Genomic DNA, 23,197 nt, shown 5'->3' with positions numbered 1-23,197 from the left:
GGCTGGCACGTAATGCTCAGACGCCATTGAAATTTACATTCTTTGATAAGCAAAGTGGCACCTCCCGTCCTTGAAATTTTACTCGCGCAAGACCAAAGGCCTCTTGGGTCGGGCAAACCACAGCGATATCCATTCCTTCTTCGGCAAATCTGGCAAGCACTTCCAGTTCGTGCTCGAAGGAAAATCCGGAAGCTGCCAGCGCCTGTTCTTCTTCTGGCCCAAATTCCGGCAGCGTTGGGAAATTGCAGACACCTCGAAATCCGGCCAATTTTATCCGTGCCAAAAAGTCCTTCCATTGCACGAAAGGGTCCAGTGCAAAGATTCCGCAATAAGCTGACTTTGGGGCCTGATCGGCAAGCGATGCAATCCGTTCTGATGTGACCGCGTTCAGATTACCCAGAGGAAGCATTGCAGCTGCAAGTGCAATTTCACGCGAGTAGCCTTGCAAGGCCGGAGCATAAATTGAAATCGCGTTCTGCTGCGTCACCTCCGCAAACGGGTCTTTGGTTATGCATGCAAAAAAACCGTCCATAGGCTGATCCTTACCCAAAGTTACACATTGACGCAACGATCCTGCGTAGATTGTGGACCAGCAACCTGAGATATTGGTCAAAACAATGGAATCAAAGCAGCCATATGAAAACTGACGCCCGAAAGATTGCAATCGTTGCGACCCTGGATTCCAAAGGACCCGAGGCGAGCTATCTTAGGGACGGCCTTCAAGACCGCGGTCGCGAGGTTTGTGTGATTGATGTTGGAACAGCAGGCGAGCCAGACTTTGCAGGCGAAATAAGCCGCGATCAGATCGCCGCACGGGTGTGCAGCGACGCCCTGCTGCAGGGGCCGGCTGAAGCGCTTTCAGCTATGGCTGAAAGCGCAAGGGGCATTATCACTGAACTGGTATCAAACGATGAAATCAGCGCCATTGTCGGCGTTGCCGGCGGCAAAGGGGCCGGCGTTTTCAATCAAATCACGCGCGACTTGCCTTTCGGTTTTCCAAAAGTTCTGGTGACGAGCGGCCGGCCACCCTTGCTGGCTGAAATTGCGACCACGTCAGACACGATCCTGATGCCGACGCTGGTCGATCTCTTCGGCCTCAATCAATTTACCCGAGCCGTATTGGACAACGCTATTGCAGCGGCCTCGGGTCTGAACTGGACACCCGTTGCAGAAAAAGATGGACCAATGGTTGCAATTACGGCCTTCGGTGTCACTACATCTGCAGTTCAGTCGGTCAAGACGCGACTGGAAAAAGCCGGGATCACAGCTATCGTTTTTCCGGCAAATGGCGCTGGTGGTCGGACGATGGAGTCGCTGATCGAGAAGGGTTCCTTTGACGGTGTCATTGACCTGACAACAACAGAACTGGCGGATCATCTGTTGGGTGGCACCTCCAGCGCTGGCGAGGCACGGCTCACGGCAGCGGGGCGGCTGGGCATTCCGCAGGCGATTGCTCCGGGTGCAACCGACATGGCAAACTTCGGAGCGCCTGAAACCGTCCCTGACCGATTTGCGGATCGTGTTACCTATCGCCACACACCCATGACAACGCTGGTGCGCACCACCCCAAAAGACACTGCGGAGATCGGACGTATGACTGCCGCGCGTTTGAACAAGGCCTCAGGACCCGTCGCTGTGTTCTGGCCGGGACTGGGCGTGTCTGATTACGACAAGCCGGGCAATCCGTTCCATGATCCCGTTGCCAACATCGCATGGCGGGACGAAATGAAAGCAACGCTCCACCACGATATCGCATTCACAGAAACCGACTACCACATCAATGATCCGGCATTCGCGGACCTTTGCGCCGACTGGATGATCGACCAATTAAAAGTAGCAACATGAAAAACTTCTCACGACACGAAGTGCTCGAACGTCTGAAGACCGAAATCGATGCTCGCCGTCCCATTCTGTGTGCTGGCACGAGTTGTGGCCTGGTCGCCAAATGTGCTGCCTTGGGCGGTGCTGATGTGCTGATTGTATATAGCACGGGCCGGTCACGCCTGATGGGGTTGCCAACCAGCCGGATCGGCGATTCCAATGCCAACACGATCGAAATGGCCTCGGAAATCCGCAATGTAGTCTCAGATACGCCCGTCATCGGCGGAGTTGAGGCCTGGGATCCGACACGGATGGACCTTGAACAAGTGCTTGACGATTTCGAAGCCGCAGGCTTCTCGGGCATTATCAACTACCCTACAATCTCGACTATGGGTGAGACGTGGCGAGAGCGCCGCGGCAAGGTGGGACTTGGCTGGAACCGCGAAGTGGAACTGATCGAGCGCGCCCGTGAACGCGACCTCTTTACCATGGCTTATGTCGCCACCGTACAGGACGCGCTGGACATGTCGGGAAAAGGCGTCGACTGCCTTGTCCCTCATATCGGCGCAACCGGTGGCGGGCTGGTCGGACATGAGACCAGCACCAAATTGGATGAAGAGATCCGCAAGATTGCGGATATGACCGATGCTGTGGCAGACGCAGGTTATTCACCTCTTTTTCTGTGTCATGGCGGCAAGATAGCCGAACCCCAAGACACACGTCGGGTCTACGAGGAAACCCGATGCGTGGGCTTTGTGGGAGCCTCGTCAATCGAGCGTATTCCGATTGAGCGCGCCGTAAAATCGATTGCCGAAGAATTCAAAGCCATCCCATTTCCAAGAGGAAAAGAAACGTGACCAATACCAGGAACGTGGATATTCTCGTCATCGGCTCCGGGGCTGCCGGGGTAAGCGCTGCAATTTATGGAGCATCCGCAGGCAAGTCCGTGATGCTATGCGAAAAGGCTGCCAAGATTGGCGGCACGACAGCGTTGTCAAACGCGATGATCTGGGTGCCCTGTTCGCACCAGGCGAAAGCGGCTGGAATCGCGGACAGTCTGGAAAAAGCCCGTACATATCTGCGTGGCGAGCTTGGCAATTATTATGACGAGAAGAAAATCGACACCTTTCTTGAGCGCGGCCCGGAAGCCGTGCGCGAGATCGAGCAGAATTCAGAGATCAAATTCGTGTTGGCAGGCACGCCAGACTACCACTCCAGTCGCGAAGGTGGTGTCGAGAAGGGCCGTTCGTTAAGCCCCCTGCCCTATGACGGGCGGCTTCTTGGCAAAGATTTCGATTTGATCGGCGATCCAATTCGGGTCGTGCTAGGTGGCATGATGATCACGTCAAGCGAGATCAAGCACTTCCTAAATCCGTTTAAGTCCATGACCGCGATCAGACATGTGATCAAGCGCGTCGGACGGTTTGCCATGGACCGGTTGAAATATGCACGCGGGACTGAACTCAGCGGCGGGAACGCGTTTTTGGCAGCAGCGCTTATTTCTCTGCGGAAACTCGGCGTAGAGCTTGTAACCGAATGTCCAATGGCCGCCCTGGTCGTCGAAGATGGCCGGGTAACCGGCGCGCTGATGTCCCACAATGGCGAAGAGCTGCGGGTCACGGCAAAGGATGCCGTTATTCTTGCAACAGGCGGCTTTGCCGCAAATGCAGCGCTGCGCAAAGAGATCGGTGGCAAGCATTCGCATGATGTCACGCTCTGCGCCCCTGAGGTCCAGGGCGATGGTATCAATGCAGCGCGATCGATTGGTGCTTCGGTGGACGCGGATGTCGCGAGCCCTGGATTCTGGACGCCGGTGTCGCGCCTTAAAAACAAGGATGGCAGCACAGCGATCGTTCCTTATGGTTGGCTGGATCGGGGACGTCCGGGCGTTATCGCCGTGGCGCCCGATGGTAAAAGATTTGTCAATGAATCAAACCCCTATCATGATATCTGTATCGGTCTTTTTGAGAACGGTTATCCCGAGGACAAACGGTTCTTCTTCATCTGTGAGGAAGCTTTTGTGAAAAAGCGCGGCATGGGCGATATCCTGCCTTGGCCATGGACGCCCAGCCTCGACAGCCATATTCGGCGCGGATATATCCGAAAAGGACAGACGCTTGGTGATCTGGCCCGCGAGATCGACATCGATTCGCAGGCGCTTACCGACACGGTTGCACAGCACAATCAGAACGTAAAGATTGGCCGCGATCCTGAATTTAATCGGGGCGAATCGGTGTTTAACCGGACGTTGGGCGATGCCAGCCTTGGGCTGAAGAACCCCACCCTCGGCCCGATCAAGAACGGCCCCTTCATTGCGTTGCAGATTGTCCCGGGTACGCTGGGCACTTCGGTTGGTATTTCAACTGACGCGCAGGCGCGGGTTCTTAAAGAGGATGGACAAGCAGTTCCTGGACTATATGCCTGCGGCAGTGATGCGACATCCATGATGGCTGGAGTCTATCCAGGTGCGGGAATTACAATTGGTCCGGCCATTGTAGCGGCCTATCTGGCAGTGGAACACGCCACAAAAACTCCCACATAGGCCAATGCGCAATCAGTTTAGAATGTCGTGCTTCCTGATTTGATTGTAGAGCGTCTTGCGTGAAATGCCCAAATATTCCGCAGTCTTGGTTCGGCTGAGATTGTTCAGTAAAAGCGCCTGAATGATCCGGTCTCGCCGGGAAATGGTTCCGTTGTTCACGATGGTTGTCTGATTGCCACCAATGTGCGCGATCAGTTCATCTTCTGATGCAGATAATGCCTTGTCTCCGGCAAGCCAGCGAATTGCCGCTTCAAACTCCTTGAGATTGCCCGGCCAGTTGTGCCGAACCAGTGTCCGGATTACCAGCGATGGAAAGTCCTCGTTCTTAACGCCAAATTTTGCTGCGTATTGCTGCGCGAGCAAGGGAATATCCTCGATGCGGTCGCGCAGTGGCGGAACCGAAATCTCGTGCCCTGCCAAGGCATCGGAAAGACAGGGTGCAAGTGGTCGCTTGCCGCGCGCTGTGCCTATTTCGGGATCAAGCAGAATGATCAATCTCGCGTTGCTGTGCTTGGCTGTTTCGTCGCCAACAGGGCAATATTGACCGTGCACCAGGAATCGCGCGAGATCTTCCTGTTCGTTTTGAGATAATTGTTCAACGTCCTTCAGGATGATCGGAGTTTGTGGACCCGAGAGTTCGAGGACCCCGACCAACCGACGATTGCCCTTTTCGCGGGCGCTGCCATAGAGCTGCTTTAAGGTGCCGGCGCCTTCAATGACGCTAATTTTCCACACCTCGCGGCGTGATCCTTGTCGCAGGCGATGAGCAATCATGTCTGCCACATCCATGCGTCCGGTTTCCGCTTCACCTCTAATCGCAATGTGGGTGCCCAATTCGATAGCAGTCTCCACCTGATCCAGCATCGTATCCATGGCTATTGACTGACAGACCAGACCATATTGTTTGTTGACGCGGTTCAGTTCGCGTTCAAGCTGTTCGACCTGATTTCGCAGCACCTGGATTTCCCGAAACGATGCCACGCTTTTTAAAAGCGATTTTTCAAGCGGTGCCCGGTCCAACGCCGACCCCCCGATGAACCCGTCTATGCCCGCATTGCGGCAAAAATTGTCCATGCTGGCGCCGCCTAAAATAGGGCCGCCGCCCAGATAGATTGTCAGGTTTCTGTTCGGTCTTCGGACGCTCTCCACGATGTCCTTGGCGGCCAGAACAAGTTGACTGGCCTTGTCAATGTCTTCGGTGTCTTCGGGTTTTGGCGGGTTGAGGCTGAAATTGATGCAAATCGTCGAGATTCCTGCCGCCACCATAGCATTGGCTTCAGCGCGGTTACGCACGTAGCCAATCGTGTTCAGCCCCGCATTTGAAGCGGCCAGGAGGAATTCAATTTCGCGGTCGCGTCCCAGGCCATGCTGTTCCAGTATCTGCGCACGTTCGCCGAAGTGAAACACAGCCGGAAAATTTGTGAGGCCCTGTATCCCCAGCGATTTCAGGCGCAAGACCAATTCATCGCATTGAAGACGCGGATCAAAAAGTGGCAGCCCTACATATGTTGGCAAATCCACTCTCGGCAGAATTTCAGAGATTGCAAAATCAATTGTGAAGTCGACCGCATCATAGATGGGCAGCAGCGACGCAGGCGAAGCCACGCCCATGGATCGCATTTTGCTAGCCCCGAGAGCGAGAATAAAATCCGCACCCGCGCTCTCGGCAGCGCGTGCCGCCATGCCGGAGCCAACGGCCGCTCCGACGCGAAAACGAAATGTTTTCATTGTTTCTCTGCAATCTGGATGGGGGTGGCCCTTCCTAGTTTCCCAAAATTACCCAATTCTAGCGCACAAGCCTCACAATTCAAGGGCAAGCTGTGTCACGATTTTACATGGAGGAATCCAATAGATTAGATTTTGAAAAGGGAGAAAACCGTGAAACATCAAAAAACACTCACAATCGCGCTACTAACCGCTGCGCTGATGAGTACGACGGCAAACGCCGCAGACTTTGATTGGCGCAAGTTCGAAGGCACAGAAATCACATGGGCATACGATATCCATCCTTATGCCGATGCTGTCGTGGCGTATCTGCCCGAGTTCGAAGAGTTGACCGGAATCAAGGTGAATGCAGAGCTTTATCCTGACGACACCTACTGGGGCAAACTGAACATCCAGTTGTCCACCGGCTCGCCGGATTGGGATGTCGTCGGCACCGGCATTCAGCCCGCCTGGGACGTGACTCCCGGCGGCCAACTTGCGCCCCTGAAGGGCATGATCGCCGACCCGACGATGACAAACCCTGAATATGACTACGAAGACTTCTTCCCGGCATTGCGTGAGGCCTGGACTTGGAATGTCAGCGAAGAAAAGATAATTGCCGACCCGAATGGCGAGGTTTGGGGTATTCCGCATGCTTTCGAAAACATGCAGATGATGTACCGGACGGACATCCTGGAACGACTGGGCGTTGAAGTGCCCGGCACGCTTCCCGAATTGACAGAAGCCTGTAAGGTCATCCGCGCAGCGGACCCGGACATCACCCCGATGGCGGTCCGCGGTGTCCGCTTCTGGTCATCGATCCATACGGCTCCAATTTCGATCGCGCAGTCTTACGGGGTCAGTGATTTCACTGGTTCAGGCGATGATTTCGACACGGCGCTTGATTCTGCCGAATCGATCCGTTTCCACAATGACTATGTGGACATGATCCAGAATTGTGCACCGGACAGCTGGGCAAACGACAACTGGTATCAAGTGGTCGACGGCCTTTCGACCGGCAAGACCGCAATGGCCGTTGACGCCAACATGTTCGGCTTCTGGAACAACATAAAAGGCGCATCGGACGCATCGGGCAAAATTGCTTTTGCACCACCGCCAACAGCTCCAGACAACTCGGAATTTGCGTCCAACATCTGGATTTGGTCGTTGGCAATTAACAATGCCTCCGAGAAAAAAGATGCCGCATGGTACTTCATCCAGTGGGCAACATCCAAGGAGATGAACATCCGTGGTGCCACGGACGGCAAGTTGGTCAACCCACCGCGTTCATCAACCTGGAAAGCCCAGGAGTGGATCGACTACGCAAACCAGCCGGAGTTCAACAACTTCTATGACAATTTCAACCTGGTGCAGGAAAAAACGTCACTCCTGTTCACTCCACGCTATGGTTTTGGCACGGCAATGAATGCCTGGGCTGTCGCTATGCAGGAAATGGTCGGTGGTGCTGATATTGAAGAGCGCCTAGCCGAGCTTGCGGAAGAAATTCGCGAAGACCTCAACTGAGATCCTCCCAGACGCGGATTTCCGCAACTTACCGACGGCTCTAGGGCCGTCGGTCTTTCTCCCAGGAGTTTTGTGCCGACATGTCTACTCACGCAAAGCAAAAGGCGCGGAACACCAAATTCTTTCTGATGGTGTCTCTATTGCCGGCAATCCTGATTCTTGGCGGATTTATGTTGCTATTTTTCTGGGGCTTTTATCAGTCCCTGACGGATTTTCGCTTTGGCCGCGCCAGGGTCGATTTCGAGGGCTTCAAAAACTACATCTACTTGTTCAAGCGTGGTCGCTTCTGGGACTCCATTCAGGCGACAGCTACCTTCGCTCTCACCGCAGTTGCTTGCGAGGCCCTGCTCGGTCTGGCCATAGCCAAACTCTTCAATTCTGGCGTCTTTCTCGCCAAATGGTGTCGCCCGGCGATGCTGTTACCGCTTGTTCTACCGCCCTTGTCAGTTGCGTTAATGTGGTCGACTATGATGAACCCCGAGACGGGCGTTCTGAACTATTTTCTCAGCTTCATCGGGATAGAAAACTTCCCGTGGACATCAAAGGCCGAGACAGCAATGTTTGCGGTCATCTTCATCGATGTGTGGACCTTTACGCCGTTTTTTGCGCTCATTATCTTTGCTGGGCTCAGGGGCATCTCACCGGAAATCATCGAAGGCGCACGTATGAATGGCGCAAAGGCGTGGGATATTTTCTGGCGTATCGAGCTGCCAATGGTGCTGCCCTACATCATTCTGGCCTCGCTGTTTCGGCTGATCGATTCACTCAATCAGTTCGATATCATCTTCGGGACAACGCAAGGCGGACCTGGCAACGCCACTGACGTGCTGTCGGTCTCGGCCTACTTTACCGCGTTCCAGAACCTCTATTTCGGGCGCGGTGCTGCAATGATGATCGTCAATTGGCTGATGGTATTGATCAGTGCCATCATAGTCGTGCGCCTGTGGCAATACACCAGAAAACGGGTGAGTTGACCATGAACAAGCTGGTTGTCAAATTGGTTCTCAACGCACTTGTGCTTGTCACCGTAGCCGTTCTCGCCTTCCCGATCATCTGGATCGTGATGAATTCCTTCAAAGTCGCTGCCGATGTAAATGCATACCCGCCGGTGTTTCTGTTCGACCCAACAATGGAAAACTACAAGGTTCTGTTCGATCTCGCAGATGCGGATGCAACGAATTACGGCACGCTCAAGGTCGAATTCTTCAAGCCGGTACTGAACAGCGTCATCATCGCTTTTGGCGCGGTTATCCTGTCGTTGATCGCCGGGGTTCCAGCCGGCTATGCGCTGGCCCGCTTTGAATTCCGGGCAAAAGAGGATCTGGCCTTCTTCATCCTGGGCTTCCGGTTCGCTCCTGTGCTTCTTGTGGTCATACCGCTCTTTCAGGTCTTCCAGTTAATAGGTCTCTACGACAGTTATATCGGCATGATATGGGTCTATCAGCTGATTACACTGCCGATGATGATCTGGCTGTCTCGGTCCTATGTCGAGGATATCCCTTACGAGATTGAAGAAGCCGCAGCCATCTGCGGGGCATCAAAACCGCAGATCATCTTCAAGGTGGTCATACCGCTTCTGAAGCCTGGACTTGTGGGCGCGTCGTTGTTGGTCTTCCTGCTGGCCTGGCATAATTTCGCGCTTGGTCTGATGCTCAGCGCAAAAAACGCGCCGGTCACAGTGGCGCTTCTGAAACTGCTCAATCCCGGCGTTAACTTCTATCCTGTCGTGTCCGCTGGTCTCGTGATTTCAATGATCGTACCGATCGTTCTCATTCTGCTTGGGCAGCGTCACCTTGAACGTGGCCTCACCTTTGGAGCGTTGAAATGAACCGTCCATTGATCTTTCTCGGCACGACCAATCTGGACATCGTGTTCTATTCCCATTCGTTGCCAACAGTAGGCCAAAGCCTGATGGGCACCATCGAGGAGTTTGGTGGCGGTAAGGGTGCAAACCAGGCTGTTGCAGCTGCCCGTCTTGGTGCGGCACCGCACTTCGCAACGCTTTTGGGAGAGGATGACGCCGCCGAAACCCTTATCAAGTTTATGGCTTCAAGTGGTGTGCAAACCGGCAAATTCGGTCGCAAACCGGGTGTGGCCTCCGGCCGGTCAATCATATTTGTTAGCTCCGAGGGCTCCAACATGATTGGCATAGACGCGGGGGCGAACGAATTTTTCGGCCCGGACGACGTTAAAAAGGCTCTGGATGGAATTCCTCAAACTGCGGTGATGGTTGTTGAAATGGGCTTGCCGGTCGCAGCCTGTCGCGCGGCATTTGAAATGAAGGCTGATCGCTTCCTGATCTTCAATCCCGCCCCGGTGCGGGCGCAACTGACCGACGCGGATTGCAAAGCCATAGATATCCTGACACCGAATGAAACCGAAGCGGAAGAGCTGACGGGTATCACCATCGATTCGCCCACCACGGCATTTGAGGCTGCGAAACTTCTCCATGATCGCGGCATCAAGGCTGTGGCAATCACCCTTGGTGGAGAGGGTGTCGTCTATCTTGATGCAGAAAAGTCCATCCACCAATCTGCTTATCAGGTGGACGTTGTTGATACGACCGCCGCCGGGGACGCCTTCAACAGCGGGCTTGCGGTGGCCATCACACGGAACATGCCTATCGAGGACGCACTGAGTTTTGCCGTCGCAACAGCGAGCGTCAGCGTAACCCGAAAGGGCGCACAACAATCCATGCCAACCGAAAAAGAGGTCAGGGCATTCCTGGCAAAAGAAGGAGCCGCCTGAAGTGAGTATCTTTAATATCAAAGGAAAAATAGTTGTGATTACGGGTGCGTCGGGTGGCATCGGTATGGCATTGGTCAAGGGCTTTGCAGATGCCGGCGCAAATGTCGTCGCCGCAGATCTGGATCCGTCGCGGGTTGATGCAGCAATGGAGGCGCGAAACAATGTTCTTTGTATTGCGCTTGACGTCACCGATGAGGCGGGCATTGAAGATATGCTCAAAGCCACCCGGGAGCGGTTCGGACCGGTGGAGGTTTTGGTCAATAATGCTGGTATCAAATCCGCGGAACGACTGTTCGATGGTGACAGGTCCAAGATTACACGCACCTTGGCCGTCAACACTGATGCCGTGTTGAACCTGACACGTGCAGTCTATGCCGACTCCCTGAAAGATCATGGTGGCCGCATCCTCAATATTGGCTCATCAATTTCCTCGCGAGGTGCGGTGTTAAACTATCAAGCCGGTGGCGCCGATTACTGTTATTCAAAGGCGATCGTGCACGATCTCACGCAATTGTTGGCCTATGAGGCCGCGCCGCAGAACGTGACTGTGAACGCCATAGCACCTGGTATCATTCATACGCCGATGCATGGCCGCCCGGCCGAAGAGACCGCGGCCCGTCATGCTGGCCGCATTCCACTGGGTCGGATTGGCCTACCTGACGATATAGTTGGCGCCACGATTTTTCTGGCATCCGATGCCGCAGCGTACATTACCGGTCAGGTCTTGCACGTGAATGGCGGCATGGTCATGAGCGATTGAGAACATTATGAAAAACTGGCCAGAAATATCAGGTATCATCAGTGACCTGGATGGTGTCACCTACCGCGGTGACGATCCGATTCCAAGTGCGGTAAAGGCTTTCCAAGCGTGGAATGTGGCAGGACTGCCCTATGCTTTTGTCACTAATAATTCCACAAAAACAGCTCGAGAATTCAGTGAAAAACTGAATGGTTTTGGCATCCCGACCACGCCGGACCGGATTGTGACGACCTGTGCCGTTGCAGCGATGCGCGTAAAGGAACTTCTGCCTGCTGGCGCGCGAGTTATGGTGATCGGCGCCAGTGCCTTGTCGGACGCAGTTGTCGCTCAAGGGTTTGAACTGGCCGATAGCGACGTGTCCGCTGTGGTGGCCGGTCTTGATCGGCACTTTACGTACGAAAAGCTTGCCAAGGCACAGGCCGCGCTGATGTCTGGCGCGATCTTCATCGGAACGAACCCGGATCACATGCTTCCCCATGGCACTGGGTTTGAGCCGGGTGCGGGCTCGATCCTGAAAGCAATCGAGACGGCTTCCGGCGTGCCACCGATCATTATTGGCAAACCACAGCCCGATCTGGTGACTATGGCGCTGGACTTGCTGGGAACCCCGGCACGAACAACATTTATGGTCGGTGACCAGGTCATGACCGATATTGCGGCAGGTCATGCCGCAGGATTGCCGACCATACTTGTAAGAACAGGTGTTCAGGAATCCGGGCCATTCTCTGTTGAACCAGATTTCGACATTGATGATCTCGGGGCCATTCCAGTGCCAGCAAAAACGACTTTAGGAGTGTTAAATGGCTGACGTCATCGTTTCCGATCTGGTCAAGAAATACGGTGGCTGGACGGCCCTGCACGGCATTAATCTGGACATCAAGGACAGAGAGTTCATCGTATTCGTCGGGCCCTCTGGTTCGGGCAAATCGACCTTGCTGCGCAGCATTGCCGGGTTAGAACCGATTGCGGGCGGAAAGGTGTGTATCGGCGGCGAGGATGTGACGAACATCGATCCGGCGGATCGTGACCTTTCAATGGTGTTTCAGAATTACGCGCTCTTTCCGCACATGTCCTGTCGCGCGAACCTTGAATTTCCATTGAAAATTGCGGGCCAGACAATGGAAGATATCAACCAGCGTGTTGCCAAAGCGGGGCAGCTACTGCACATCGAAGAACTGCTTGACCGCAAACCTTCCGAATTATCCGGCGGACAGAGACAGCGGGTTGCAATCGGGCGCGCGATCGTGAAGGAACCCAAAGTTTTCCTGTTTGACGAGCCCCTGTCAAATCTCGACGCCGAATTGCGCATCAAGATGCGGGTTGAGATCGTCAAACTGCATCGCAAGCTGCTCAATACTATCATCTATGTGACGCACGATCAGGTCGAAGCCATGACCATGGCTGACCGCATCGTGGTGTTACGCGATGGGCGGATCGAACAGGTCGGCACACCTCACGAACTGTACTACCGGCCCGCAAACCAATTTGTGGCCAGCTTCATCGGGGCGCCACAGATGAACATTCTGCCCTGTCGGTCTCTATCGGGCGAAAAGACAACCACTCGGATTAGCGTCGGGGAAGGCTTCGAGGTGACATTGCCAATTGGAGACGCGCCCGAAGGCGAACTGAATCTGGGATTTCGCCCGGAGAATGTGTCCTTTTCAAAACCCGATTTTGATGCACTGGAACTAAACCTGAAAACGGATTTGGTGGAGCATTTGGGCGCATTGACCAATGTGTATGGAAGTGTGGCGGTCGGCGCTCAGAAGGAGATGGAAGTTACCGCGTCAGGCGTCTCCCATGCGTCCTTGAACGAAGAATGCACTGTACCGATCTGGATACCGGCGAACGAGTGCCACTTGTTTGATTCTACCGGAAAAGCACTCATTCGAAATGTTGATCTGCCACAATGGTAATTTCCGTCGTCGACAAGCAGATCAAAAGCCTCAGCTTTGGTGACGGAAATGCCTGGCCAGACATAGATTGAATGTGAAGCAGCTAAAAAATGATATTGGGTAGAGGATGATAATACTGAGAATTTGATCGGAATCGTGGAAAATCTCAGTCTTTCGCAAATGGTAAAAGCTTGGGCAAAGAAGACGTTCTGTTGCGGTCGACCAAAACCTCAAATCCAATGGTCCAGCAGTGGCCCTTTTTTGCCGGTCACTGGATCCTGGTCAGGGAGCGCAACCTGCAAGATTTCCTGTTTTGCCAACTCATAATGCGCAGGATTGTCAGCACTCTTGATATCGCAATTTTCCTGTCCTGCTGGATAGGCGCCAACAATAGCCAGAGCGCCATCGTTAGATATGCGGCAGTGGCCAACGCCGGCTGGGATGATGACAACTGCACCTGGATGAAATGTCAGGACCGGGCCGGAGCTACCGCCAAACTGCACCTCGACAGGCCCGCCGACATTGGCAAGAACTTCGTGTGACCGCGCGTGATAATGATGATACGGGAAAATACCGTTTTCCCACGTCCCGCGCCAGCCATTCGCGGTGAAGGTATCGATCACCTTCGAACTCGACAAAACCGAACCTGACTGCAGAAACGGCCCGTGATAGATGAGCAGAGGGAACTTGGAATGATTGGGCACTTTGCCATCGTCATCAAGTTTGAATTGGTCAATTTCCATCATACATCTCCTCGATTCTGATACTGGAAAGTTCGAAGTAAAACTTGAACAACAATCATCTTCCAGACGTTAAGTGCGGCTGACTTTGAAGTCCAGAATGGTTGTTTGAAATTGATGCAAAACCGAGGCGCCTTCCTTCCGGTTCCAACGCACGGCCGTAGCGTGTATGCGCCCGCTGGGAACCATCGTTCAGCTGAATTTCGAGTAGATCCGGTCAAGATAGCGCGCGAACCGCAGGTTCTCTTGCGACCTGCCGATATCATGGGCCTGTTTACGACACCCGGTTTGTTCTAGTTGGGGACAGATTTAAGGCCTTCGGCAATAAAACTGGAGCTAACGGAAACACCAAATCCAGGTGCATCACTTAACCTTGCCAGACCATCTGAAAGTGTAATCCCGCCTTCGAATGGCGATCCGGCGAAGAAAGTGTGGCCTTGCGCATCCAGCGGGTAGTGCCGCTTGATTGAAGCGCCCAAGTGACAGAGCATCGTGTCTCCTAGCAGAGAAAACGGCATTGTATCCAAGCTTACACCTATGCCGTTGGCTTCACAGATATCTACTATTTTTCTGGCGGGCCAAAGCCCTCCCACGCGGTTTGGTTTTAAAACCACACGGTCTGCAGCCCCCATGCGCGCAATCTGAAGCACGGCAACAGGCGAGGTCACGGCCTCATCGAGAACCACTGGAAACGGCAACATCTTTCGGATCAGGGCGTGTCCCTCAAGGTCGAGATGGTGCAGTGGTTGTTCAATCGCCATGTTCGGATGGAACGCCTCACGTCGAATTCGTTCAAACATCGCGATCGCCATTTTTGGGTTCATGATGCCCTGATTTGCATCAACATCGACCTGAATATGATCAGGTAAGGAAGCAATGACGCCCGCGACCTTATCTGCGTCCTCATCGAACCGACCCTTGGAGAATCCATGTTGGCGCAGTTCAGCGCCGATCTTCAGCTTAAGTCCTGTAAACCCTTGCCCGATATAATGTTGGCAAACACCAAGCAGTTGTTCCACTGTGTGGCCATGCATCTGGGTTTGCAACTCAAGCGTGTCTCGATAGCTGCCACCAAGCAGTTCGTAGACAGGGCATCCAAACGACTTCGCGGCCAGATCATGAACAGCCATGTCGATTGCCGCCTGCGCTGGTCGACAACCGGGCACGCCAATGCTGGCGACCAACTCCATCCGTTGGTGTATTGACGCGATATTGCGAGGTTCCTCGCCGATGAGGACCTCACGGAAACGGCCGAGCCAGTCAAGCATGCTGCCGATTCCATGTCCCAGGTAATGAGGCAGCGTGGCGCCATCACCGTAGCCTTCAATCCCGTCATCAGAAATCAACCGGACAAACACGCTCTCGGGCGGTTTATACCGTCGTGCGGCAAGCTTTTCAGGCGTGAAGTCGAGCTGAGATTGTCGTGGCCCATCGGTGCCCGCATCGGATGGAGCCTCTAGGTACATCGGGAAGAAATCAACGGCAGCAATTTTCATATTTTCGACAAATCCTGTTTGCTCACGCAACTTAATATAACGATATACATTGACTGTCGAGCCCGCCTCGGACTATCCCGTGACTAGAGAAACAGAAAAGCAAAGACGGGCTACGAGGACCCATATGGACCAACAAGGCAGGCAAAGGGTTACATTGAAACACGTGGCAAACGAGGCCGGTGTTTCTGTTGCCATTGCGAGTCGCGTGCTGGCTAATTACGGCTCGTACAGCGAGAAGTCGCAAATCGCTGTAGTTGCAGCAGCGGCCAAGCTGAACTATCGCACGAACGGGGTCGCTCGGTCGTTGCGGTTGCAACGCACCAAAACCATCGGCGTGCTTGTCAGTCAGATAAGCAGCTATCACTGGACGACTTTCGTTCAGGGCGTGGAGGAATCGGCGCGACAGGCAGGTTACGGTGTAATCCTGGCGAACACCGGCGATGACGCGAAACGTGAGCTGACCTATTTGCAGGATCTGCGCGAGCGTGGCATGGATGGCATCATTGCATCTCCGCTCGACCCGAACATCAAATCTTTCAAACAAGTCGCAGATTCGGGCTTCCCCCTGGTCACTGTGAACGTGAACACCCAAAGTACAAAGGGGACAGTTGTTCGCTCTGACGACCGGCGCGCAGGCGCAGATGCGGTCGCTTATCTACATTCACTGGGACATCGGCGCATTGGACTGGTCGCGGGCGATCAAGCAATCGAAAGTGGTCGGGTTCGGCTTGAAAGCTACAAACTTGGGTTGAGGGAAAACGGACTTGCGATTGACGAGTCCCTCATAACCTATGGCAACTATCGGCACGATGAGGCTTATGCCGCAGCCAGTGACCTCATTAAAAGGGATGCCCCTCCGACAGCACTTCTGGTTTGCAATGAATCAATGACCGGGGCCGTTTTGCAGTGCATGCATGAACATTCAATCAAGATACCAGATGATATGAGCCTGGTCGGATTCGATGATCCTGATTGGGCAAGTTTCTATATGCCCGCAATCACAACACTTCGTGAAGAGCGCTACTATATGGGCAAACTGGCCTGCGATGCACTTTTGACCACGGTTGAGCAGACGCAGATGTCGCGCGCACCTGCCCCGATTGCGCTGCGCACACAGCTTGTCGTTCGGGCCTCTTGCGCGCCGCCGCGCGTCTCTGGCTTGACGATAAGAAATGTGGTTCCAACGGCATCAAAACCAGAAACTGCAGATTTGGTGCCGCCGAGGTATGGGTCATGAAACTGCTTTGGAGAACTGCGGACGAAGGCGTGGATGGCAGTCAGGCCACCATTTTGATGATTGCGGATCAGTCGGAGATGTATGGAGTGGGCGAGATTGCCTCCGCAACATCCGGGCAGGATATTCTGGATTTGCTCGTTGGCTGCGAAGCAATTTTGCAACAATTGGACGTGCAAAATCTGAACGCAACTCTCGACGCCGTGTCGCAGGTGACCGATGGCAATCCCACTTACGGGTCCGCCGTCCAAAGTGCTTTTGATGTTGCGCTGCATGACTTAATCGGTAAGCGGCGCGGCGTACCGGTGCACATGATCTTGGGCGGTAATTATCGCGATACTGTCAGCCTGAGCCAGACTGTGGATAGCAAGGATGTGGACGCCGCCTCGCTGAAGTCCTTCACGTCAATTAGGCTGACTCACCTGCAGGAACGCAATGCTGGCACAAACGAACTCAATATGGTGCTGGATGAGCTTCCACCTGACATGCAAATCGACATCGATGTTTCAGGTGGATTTGACAATTCGTCGCTCGCGCGGACATTTATTGAGGGGCTTTTATCCGAAAAATTCCGATCAAACATCGCACTTGTTCAGCCCCTGAGCGAATTCGATTTCATTGGTCATACAGCGCTGCGCTCAAGCTTGCCAATTCCAATTATCCTGGATGCATCCGTGCAGTCGGCCCGGCATATGGCGCAGATCGTGCGGGCGCGCGCGGCGGATCGCGTGATTGTAAATATTGACCGTATCGGCGGGCTGCGAGAGGCGATGCGCGTCCTCTCGATTGCCGAATCCGCTGCAATCGGAGCTATGGCTGGCGGATTCTCGCGCACGATGATTGGCGCAGCTGCCGTGGTTCATCTGGCTTCGGCACAACATGATTGCTTTCCCATATGCCTGGATCAATTTCCAATTCATCCAGAAAAGGGGATCGCATCTGGCATTGATATCACCGCCGGAGTCGCCACGCTTAGGCAAGCAGTCGGTCTGGGCCTGACGCTGGACGACGATTTTGCCCAGAGTTTCCGCCCCTTAAAATAAACAGATATCGAATTTCCGTGCTGCATCGAAAAATTGGCGGCTTTTACCGGATCGCGCAATTATCGCAGCTTGCGCACCACCGATTTTGGAGTTATGGTTTAGGTATAACGTTATACTTAGGAGGTCCGAATGTTCAATCGTCGTCAAATTATAAGTGGTCTTGCAGGGGCGGCAGCGTTGTCTTCCCTCTTAATCGGAAATGTTGGTTCAATGGGTGCGGCCCATGCGCAGGATGCACCGAAAATGGGAGGCGTGCTTAACATCGGACTGCATGTCCCTTTAAGCACATTGGACTGGCAATCGACCGTTTCACACCCTCTGCCGCATGTAATGGGCCCGGTGTTCGAGGGACTTTTCGGATTTGGCGCAGATTTCAACGCAGCACCGGAACTGGCGTCAAGCGCTGAAGCCACGCCAGACGGCATGAAGTGGACATTTAAGCTGCGCGAAGGCGTGCTTTTTCACAATGGTGACACGATGGATTCCGGCGATGTCAAAGCGTCGCTCGAACGCTGGCGCGCGGTGGGCCCAAAGGGACAGGGCCTTTCGTCGCTGACTTCAGTCGAGGCACCAGACGCCAACACCGTTGTCATGAATTTCAACGCGCCAATGGGGCGTTTTCTGCTTTTGTTAATCGGCTCGGACGAAAACAAGGCCGTGATTATGCCCAAGGAAATTGCTGAGGCCTCAACCACGCCAGGGCAACTGACCGAGGTCGTAGGCACTGGACCTTACAAATTCGTTGAATACAACGAAGACCAGTATGTGAAGCTCGAAAAATTCGATGACTACGTGGCGAGAGACGACGCGCCCAACTATCAGGCCGGCAAAAAAGTCGCCAACGTCGATGAAATGTACTTCTGGATCGTGACCGAAGCGACCACGCGTATTGCTGGTCTTGAATCAGGCGAATTCGATATCATTACGGATGTGCCCGACACAGAATTTCAGCGGCTGGATGCAAGCCCTGATGTTGACGCCATCAAGAATGGTCCGGGCGTCCTGATGTATATGATGTTCAATCACAAGAAGGGCCCGACTTCCAACAAGTTGATCCGAAAGGCGCTTCAATCGATCATTGATCCGATCGAAATTGCGTCTATCGCAGTGGCCGACCAGGCTTTTGCGGCGGCCAACACAAGTATTTATGCGCCTGAGAGCGCTTACAACACCGATTCTGGCTCTGACCTCTTTACGCCCGGCGATATTGAGGCCGCGAAAAAATATCTGGAAGAAGCGGGTTATGCGGGCGAGCCGATCAGTATTCAGGTTATCTCCGGCAATGGATTGCAAGAGAATGTGGCTGTCGTGCTGGTCGAACAAGCGGCGCGGGCCGGGTTGGTCCTCGAGATTGCGTCCTATGACCTCAACACCTGGGTTGCGCGGCGCCGTGATCCGGATGCGCTAAATATCTATACCTCTGGCGGTTACTGGGTCGATCCGTCGTTGTGGCATGCTGAGTTCAATGGAACATTTCCATCACCGGAAGTCGGCTTCATCAGCGATGAGACTGAAACCATTTTTGCAGGCCTTGCCGGTGCAACCGAATTCGACGAGCGCAAGAAACTCGGAGACGATCTACAAAGGTCTTTCTTTGAACAGGTCGCTATGATTAATCTCGGTTACACGTATCGGCTGGTGGCAAAGCGCAAGAATGTCCTCGACCCGTACGGGAACCTCGCGCTCGGCAATCTGACGCTCAACGGTGTCGGTTTGGCCGAATAATCCAGAGCTCTTACGACGACTGCATCCGCGTCAGAGCAACGGTGCGGATGCCTGGGGTCTGAACTCAATTCGTAAGTTGAATTCAGGCCCTAATACCAAGAGGGCCTTATGCTGTATTACTCGCTGCGCCGGATCCTGGCTTTTATCCCGGCATTGTTCATAACGCTGACCCTGATTTTCATAATTACAAGAACCCTTCCCGGTAGCCCGGTTTCTACGCTTCTGGGCGGACAATCCGTCAATTCGGCAACGCTGGACGAAATCAGTCGGCAACTGGGTTATGATCGGCCGATACTTGTCCAGTATATTGAGTGGCTGCCCAACATCCTGACTGGCGACCTTGGCCAGTCGATGTTTTTCAAGAAGTCGGTTTCCGAAGTTCTTCTACAGCGTTTCCCGGTGACATTGTCTCTGACGCTTTTCGCTCTGATTTTGACAATTTTGATAGGTGTGCCCCTGGGCGTCCTGTCCGCGATCAAGCGAGGGAGTTTCCTCGATTATCTCGGCAATGTCCTGTCCAGTATTGGAATGGCAGTCCCGCCCTTCTGGCTTGGTTTCATGTTGATCCTCATCTTCGCAGTCGAGATGAAGTGGCTCCCGTCTTCGGGCTATCGGCCGCCTGAAATGGGGTTATGGCAGTGGTTCAGCCGGTTGATCCTGCCGACAATTGCCCTCAGCCTGTCGCAGATCGGGCTTCTCGTGCGCATGACTCGCTCGACCATGCTCGAAGTTCTAGAAGCAGAATATGTCGGCATGGCGCGCGCCAAGGGCATGCCTGAATACATCGTAATTATACGCCATGCGTTGCGCAATGCCATGGTTCAGATCATCACCGCTATCGGATTGCTATTTGCGCTGGGACTTGGTGGTTCTGTGATCATTGAGCAGGTGTTCGCTCTGCCTGGATTGGGCGAACTCATCACAACCGCGGCGATCAGGCGCGACTATCCAATGCTGGAAGGCGGAATACTCTATCTCACGCTGGCGGCGCTTTTGGTGAACCTTTTGGTGGACATCTCTTATGCATACTTCAATCCCCGAGTGACCCTGCGATGAAAACGGATCGCGGCACGGTCGTTGGCAGATTTTGGCGTTGGATGCTCCAGAATCCAATGCTCGGTTCTGGAATTGTGATCTTGTTTTTGGTCGCTGCATTCGCAGTGTTGGTGCCGACCTTCATGTCGCTCGATCCCTATTCGATATCCGCTACCGAGAAATTGCAGCCGCCCAGTTTCATGCATCCAATGGGCACCGATGCTCTTGGCCGTGACGCGTTGTCTCGACTGGTCGTCGGCACACATATCTCGCTCAGCATAGCGATCTCCGCAACATTACTGACGGCTATATTTGGCATCGGTCTGGGAATGATCGCGGGCCAATTTCCAAAACTCGACATCATTATCAGTCAATTCTCGGACGCTCTGTTGATTTTCCCCGGAGTTGTTCTCGCAATCATGATTTTGGCTGCCCTCGGCCCATCCCAGGCGAATGTCATTCTCGCCGTTTTCGTACTTTATGTGCCTAGGGTTATCCGCACTGTGCGGGCGTCGGTGTTGGAATACAGAGACGCAGATTTCGTAGCCGCTGCGCGCTCAATCGGAGCAAGCACCCCGCGTATCCTTGCATTGCACATTTTTCCACGGGCAATAGGACCAATCATGGTGCAGCTTTCGCTTGGCTTTTCCTCGGCCATTCTTGTCGAGGCGGGCCTCAGCTTCCTGGGATTAGGGGCGCCGCCCCCTGCCCCAACATGGGGCAACATGATCTCTAACGCCCGGGAATTTATCAGATCTGCACCCTGGTTGATGATTGCGCCGGGCGTTCTGATTACAGTTACCGTGCTTGGCCTTAACCTGATTGGCGACGGGTTGCGGGACATGTTCGATCCACGGACACGAAGGTCAGCAGACCGATGAGCAATGTTGAACACCCTGCAGTCTCACAGCAGAAGGCAGACAATCTGTTAGACGTTGAAGATCTTACCGTGGCCTTCAAGGGTGGCACCGATGACGTGCGGGTGGTGCGCGGCGCAGACCTTGCAATTCGGCCGAGCGAAGTGGTTGGGCTTGTCGGGGAATCCGGCAGCGGCAAGTCAATACTGGCCCGCGCAATTCTTGGAATATTGCCGCCAACGGCTGCCATTATCAGCGGCCGGGTCACATTTGCAAACCAGGATCTTCAGGCGCTCTCGCCGCGCGAACTGCGCAGGCTGCGGGGTAACCGGATAGCTTTCGTACCTCAGGAACCGATGACCAGCCTCAATCCGGGAATCCGCATTGGACGTCAACTGACAGAGGTCCTTGATGTCCACAGGCCTGATCTGGGACGCAAAGAGAAAGTCGACTTTGCAACCGAGATGCTGGATCTCGTCGGCATCCGATACGCACGAGAGAGGCTTGCACAGTATCCGCACCAACTTTCGGGCGGTCTGAGACAGCGTGTCGCCATTGCAATGGCCCTGATTTGCCAAAGGGTCGAACTGCTGATCGCTGACGAACCTACCACCGCCCTTGATGTGACGATTCAGGCGCAGATCCTTGATCTGTTCGTCAAACTTCAGAAAAAACAGAAAATGTCGATGCTGCTGATCACACATGATCTGGGCGTCGTTGCGCAGACGGCCCATCGGGTGGCAGTCATGTATGCCGGAGAGATTGTGGAGGTGGCCCCGGTTGTGGATTTGTTCGAAGAGCCACTTCATCCCTACACAAAAGGCCTTCTGGCGTCCCTGCCCGAGATAGGAAACGCACCCCGAAAATCGGATTTTCCGTCGATTGAGGGCTCTGTGCCATCGCCCTTTGATGTGCGTCGTGGATGCGCTTTCGCTGCCCGCTGCGCCTTTGGCGACAACGATCAATGCCAGACTGTCCAGCCCCTGCTGGAACAAGCCTCTGCAGGGCGCTCCGTGAGGTGCCATCGCTGGAGCGAGCTTGCCGGACAGGTGAAGCAACAGGTACTGGTTCCATGAATACTGCTCAAGCTCCTCTTCTTCGGGTTCAAAACCTTGTCAAAAGCTACAGCCTGCGCACCGTCACCGGTGCGACCCGCAAGATCACTGCGGTCGACAATGTCTCGCTTGATGTGAACGCTGGGGAAACTATCGCCATCGTCGGGGAGTCAGGCTGCGGGAAATCCACCCTCGCCAAGATCCTCATGCAGCTCGAACCGCTTGAGTCGGGCAAGGTTTCGTTCGATGGAAAAGTCATTGAAAAGATCGGGCGCAAAGATCTTCTTGTCTATCGGCGTAATGTCCAGATGGTTTTCCAGGATCCCTACGGGTCCTTGACGCCGCATTTCCGTGTCGAAACACTGGTCGCCGAACCATTGCGTATACACCGGATTGTATCTGGCGAGGAAATCAAGAAGCGAGTCGCCGAACTGTTGGAAAGCGTCGGACTCGAATCCGCGCTGGCCGACAGATTTCCCCATGAATTGTCAGGTGGTCAGCGCCAGCGTGTTAGCATCGCCCGGGCCATCGCAACGCGTCCGCGGGTCATTATTTGCGACGAGCCAGTCTCAGCTCTCGACGTGTCCGTTCGCGCTCAGATCATCAACCTTTTGATGCAGCTTCAGCGCGATCTCGGCCTTGCATATTTCTTTATTTCGCACGATTTGGGTCTTGTCGACCGGATCAGCGATCATGTTTGCGTCATGTATCTTGGCCGGATCATCGAGCAGGCCAGCGCTGAAAAATTCTTTGCTTCCCCCCGGCATCCATATTCCCGTGCTCTCATCGCTTCGGCCCCGCAACCGAAACCTGGCCGCCGTGACGATATGGCCGTGATTGAGGGCGAAGTGGGCGTGGACGAGCCTACGACCGGGTGTAAGTTTCGCAATCGCTGTCCGCATGCTGCCGAAGTGTGCGCGCAAAGCCAACCACCCCTGGCGCCAATTGATCAAGGTCATCTGGTGGCTTGCCACCGCGCAGAGGAATTGGGGGTTGCACCTTCGCAAAATGGCTGATG

Annotated in this window: 21 protein-coding genes; 17 read left to right on the top strand and 4 right to left on the bottom strand. The window is 54.1% G+C overall.

Features of this window, described 5'->3' with window-relative positions:
* Positions 1 to 16: 16 nt before the first annotated feature.
* Complete coding sequence (locus RAL91_RS13705) at positions 17 to 532, bottom strand: phosphoenolpyruvate hydrolase family protein (RefSeq protein WP_306256779.1); 516 nt, start codon at positions 530 to 532, stop codon at positions 17 to 19.
* A 104-nt stretch (positions 533 to 636) separates the two neighbouring features.
* Between RAL91_RS13705 and RAL91_RS13700 the strand changes: the two genes are divergently transcribed.
* Genes RAL91_RS13700 through RAL91_RS13690 form a run of 3 tightly spaced genes read left to right on the top strand, consistent with a single transcriptional unit; the run spans position 637 to position 4,363 of the window.
* A complete protein-coding gene (locus RAL91_RS13700) occupies positions 637 to 1,845 on the top strand; it encodes a Tm-1-like ATP-binding domain-containing protein (protein ID WP_306256778.1) in 1,209 nt (402 codons plus the stop codon).
* A complete protein-coding gene (locus RAL91_RS13695; protein ID WP_306256777.1) occupies positions 1,842 to 2,678 on the top strand; it encodes a phosphoenolpyruvate hydrolase family protein in 837 nt (278 codons plus the stop codon). The genes RAL91_RS13700 and RAL91_RS13695 overlap by 4 nt, the downstream gene beginning before the upstream one ends.
* Entirely contained in the window at positions 2,675 to 4,363 is a 1,689-nt protein-coding gene (locus RAL91_RS13690; RefSeq protein ID WP_306256776.1) for an FAD-dependent oxidoreductase, read from the top strand. Before RAL91_RS13695 ends, RAL91_RS13690 begins: the two co-directional genes overlap by 4 nt.
* Positions 4,364 to 4,375: 12 nt before the next feature.
* Here RAL91_RS13690 and RAL91_RS13685 read toward each other — a convergent pair whose 3' ends face one another.
* Positions 4,376 to 6,091, bottom strand: a complete 1,716-nt coding sequence (locus tag RAL91_RS13685) for a phosphoenolpyruvate hydrolase family protein (protein ID WP_306256775.1) — start codon at positions 6,089 to 6,091, stop codon at positions 4,376 to 4,378.
* Positions 6,092 to 6,241: 150 nt separating this feature from the next.
* Between RAL91_RS13685 and RAL91_RS13680 the strand changes: the two genes are divergently transcribed.
* From RAL91_RS13680 to RAL91_RS13650, 7 genes are all read left to right on the top strand, one after another.
* On the top strand, positions 6,242 to 7,591 hold the full coding sequence (locus RAL91_RS13680) for an ABC transporter substrate-binding protein (protein WP_306256774.1): 1,350 nt from the start codon (positions 6,242 to 6,244) through the stop codon (positions 7,589 to 7,591).
* An 80-nt stretch (positions 7,592 to 7,671) separates the two neighbouring features.
* Positions 7,672 to 8,565, top strand: coding sequence for a carbohydrate ABC transporter permease (locus RAL91_RS13675; protein WP_306256773.1), 894 nt, complete (start codon positions 7,672 to 7,674; stop codon positions 8,563 to 8,565).
* A gap of 2 nt (positions 8,566 to 8,567) precedes the next feature.
* Positions 8,568 to 9,419, top strand: coding sequence for a carbohydrate ABC transporter permease (locus RAL91_RS13670; protein ID WP_306256772.1), 852 nt, complete (start codon positions 8,568 to 8,570; stop codon positions 9,417 to 9,419).
* On the top strand, positions 9,416 to 10,339 hold the full coding sequence (locus RAL91_RS13665; protein ID WP_306256771.1) for a ribokinase: 924 nt from the start codon (positions 9,416 to 9,418) through the stop codon (positions 10,337 to 10,339). Before RAL91_RS13670 ends, RAL91_RS13665 begins: the two co-directional genes overlap by 4 nt.
* A 1-nt stretch (position 10,340) precedes the next feature.
* Positions 10,341 to 11,099: an SDR family NAD(P)-dependent oxidoreductase gene (locus RAL91_RS13660; protein ID WP_306256770.1), complete on the top strand. Its 759-nt coding sequence runs from the start codon at positions 10,341 to 10,343 to the stop codon at positions 11,097 to 11,099.
* 7 nt (positions 11,100 to 11,106) lie between these two features.
* Positions 11,107 to 11,907, top strand: coding sequence for an HAD-IIA family hydrolase (locus RAL91_RS13655; protein ID WP_306256769.1), 801 nt, complete (start codon positions 11,107 to 11,109; stop codon positions 11,905 to 11,907).
* Positions 11,900 to 13,015 carry an ABC transporter ATP-binding protein gene (locus RAL91_RS13650; RefSeq protein WP_306256767.1) on the top strand — a complete coding sequence of 372 codons (1,116 nt, stop codon included), beginning with the start codon at positions 11,900 to 11,902 and terminating at the stop codon, positions 13,013 to 13,015. Before RAL91_RS13655 ends, RAL91_RS13650 begins: the two co-directional genes overlap by 8 nt.
* Before the next feature lie 209 nt (positions 13,016 to 13,224).
* On the opposite strand, the gene RAL91_RS13645 is transcribed toward RAL91_RS13650, so the two are convergent.
* Both RAL91_RS13645 and RAL91_RS13640 read right to left on the bottom strand, forming a co-directional pair.
* Positions 13,225 to 13,740 carry a cupin domain-containing protein gene (locus RAL91_RS13645; protein WP_306256766.1) on the bottom strand — a complete coding sequence of 172 codons (516 nt, stop codon included), beginning with the start codon at positions 13,738 to 13,740 and terminating at the stop codon, positions 13,225 to 13,227.
* Positions 13,741 to 14,027: 287 nt separating this feature from the next.
* Positions 14,028 to 15,230, bottom strand: coding sequence for a mandelate racemase/muconate lactonizing enzyme family protein (locus tag RAL91_RS13640; RefSeq protein ID WP_306256765.1), 1,203 nt, complete (start codon positions 15,228 to 15,230; stop codon positions 14,028 to 14,030).
* Positions 15,231 to 15,354: 124 nt separating this feature from the next.
* Here RAL91_RS13640 and RAL91_RS13635 point away from each other — a divergent pair, with 124 nt between their 5' ends.
* From RAL91_RS13635 to RAL91_RS13605, 7 genes are all read left to right on the top strand, one after another.
* Positions 15,355 to 16,467, top strand: a complete 1,113-nt coding sequence (locus RAL91_RS13635; protein WP_306256764.1) for a LacI family DNA-binding transcriptional regulator — start codon at positions 15,355 to 15,357, stop codon at positions 16,465 to 16,467.
* Positions 16,464 to 17,507: a mandelate racemase/muconate lactonizing enzyme family protein gene (locus RAL91_RS13630; protein ID WP_306256763.1), complete on the top strand. Its 1,044-nt coding sequence runs from the start codon at positions 16,464 to 16,466 to the stop codon at positions 17,505 to 17,507. The genes RAL91_RS13635 and RAL91_RS13630 overlap by 4 nt, the downstream gene beginning before the upstream one ends.
* Before the next feature lie 129 nt (positions 17,508 to 17,636).
* Entirely contained in the window at positions 17,637 to 19,232 is a 1,596-nt protein-coding gene (locus RAL91_RS13625; RefSeq protein WP_306256762.1) for an ABC transporter substrate-binding protein, read from the top strand.
* A 108-nt stretch (positions 19,233 to 19,340) separates the two neighbouring features.
* Positions 19,341 to 20,288, top strand: coding sequence for an ABC transporter permease (locus RAL91_RS13620; RefSeq protein ID WP_306256760.1), 948 nt, complete (start codon positions 19,341 to 19,343; stop codon positions 20,286 to 20,288).
* Between the two features lie 41 nt (positions 20,289 to 20,329).
* Positions 20,330 to 21,148 (top strand): ABC transporter permease, encoded by an 819-nt coding sequence (locus tag RAL91_RS13615; protein WP_306256759.1) that lies wholly within the window; start codon positions 20,330 to 20,332, stop codon positions 21,146 to 21,148.
* Positions 21,145 to 22,200, top strand: a complete 1,056-nt coding sequence (locus RAL91_RS13610; protein WP_306256758.1) for an ABC transporter ATP-binding protein — start codon at positions 21,145 to 21,147, stop codon at positions 22,198 to 22,200. Before RAL91_RS13615 ends, RAL91_RS13610 begins: the two co-directional genes overlap by 4 nt.
* Entirely contained in the window at positions 22,143 to 23,195 is a 1,053-nt protein-coding gene (locus tag RAL91_RS13605; protein ID WP_306256757.1) for an ABC transporter ATP-binding protein, read from the top strand. Before RAL91_RS13610 ends, RAL91_RS13605 begins: the two co-directional genes overlap by 58 nt.
* Positions 23,196 to 23,197: the final 2 nt, after the last annotated feature.

Source organism: Pararhizobium sp. IMCC21322, from assembly GCF_030758295.1.
Classification (GTDB): domain Bacteria; phylum Pseudomonadota; class Alphaproteobacteria; order Rhizobiales.
This window is presented reverse-complemented; position numbering and strand designations above follow the sequence as displayed.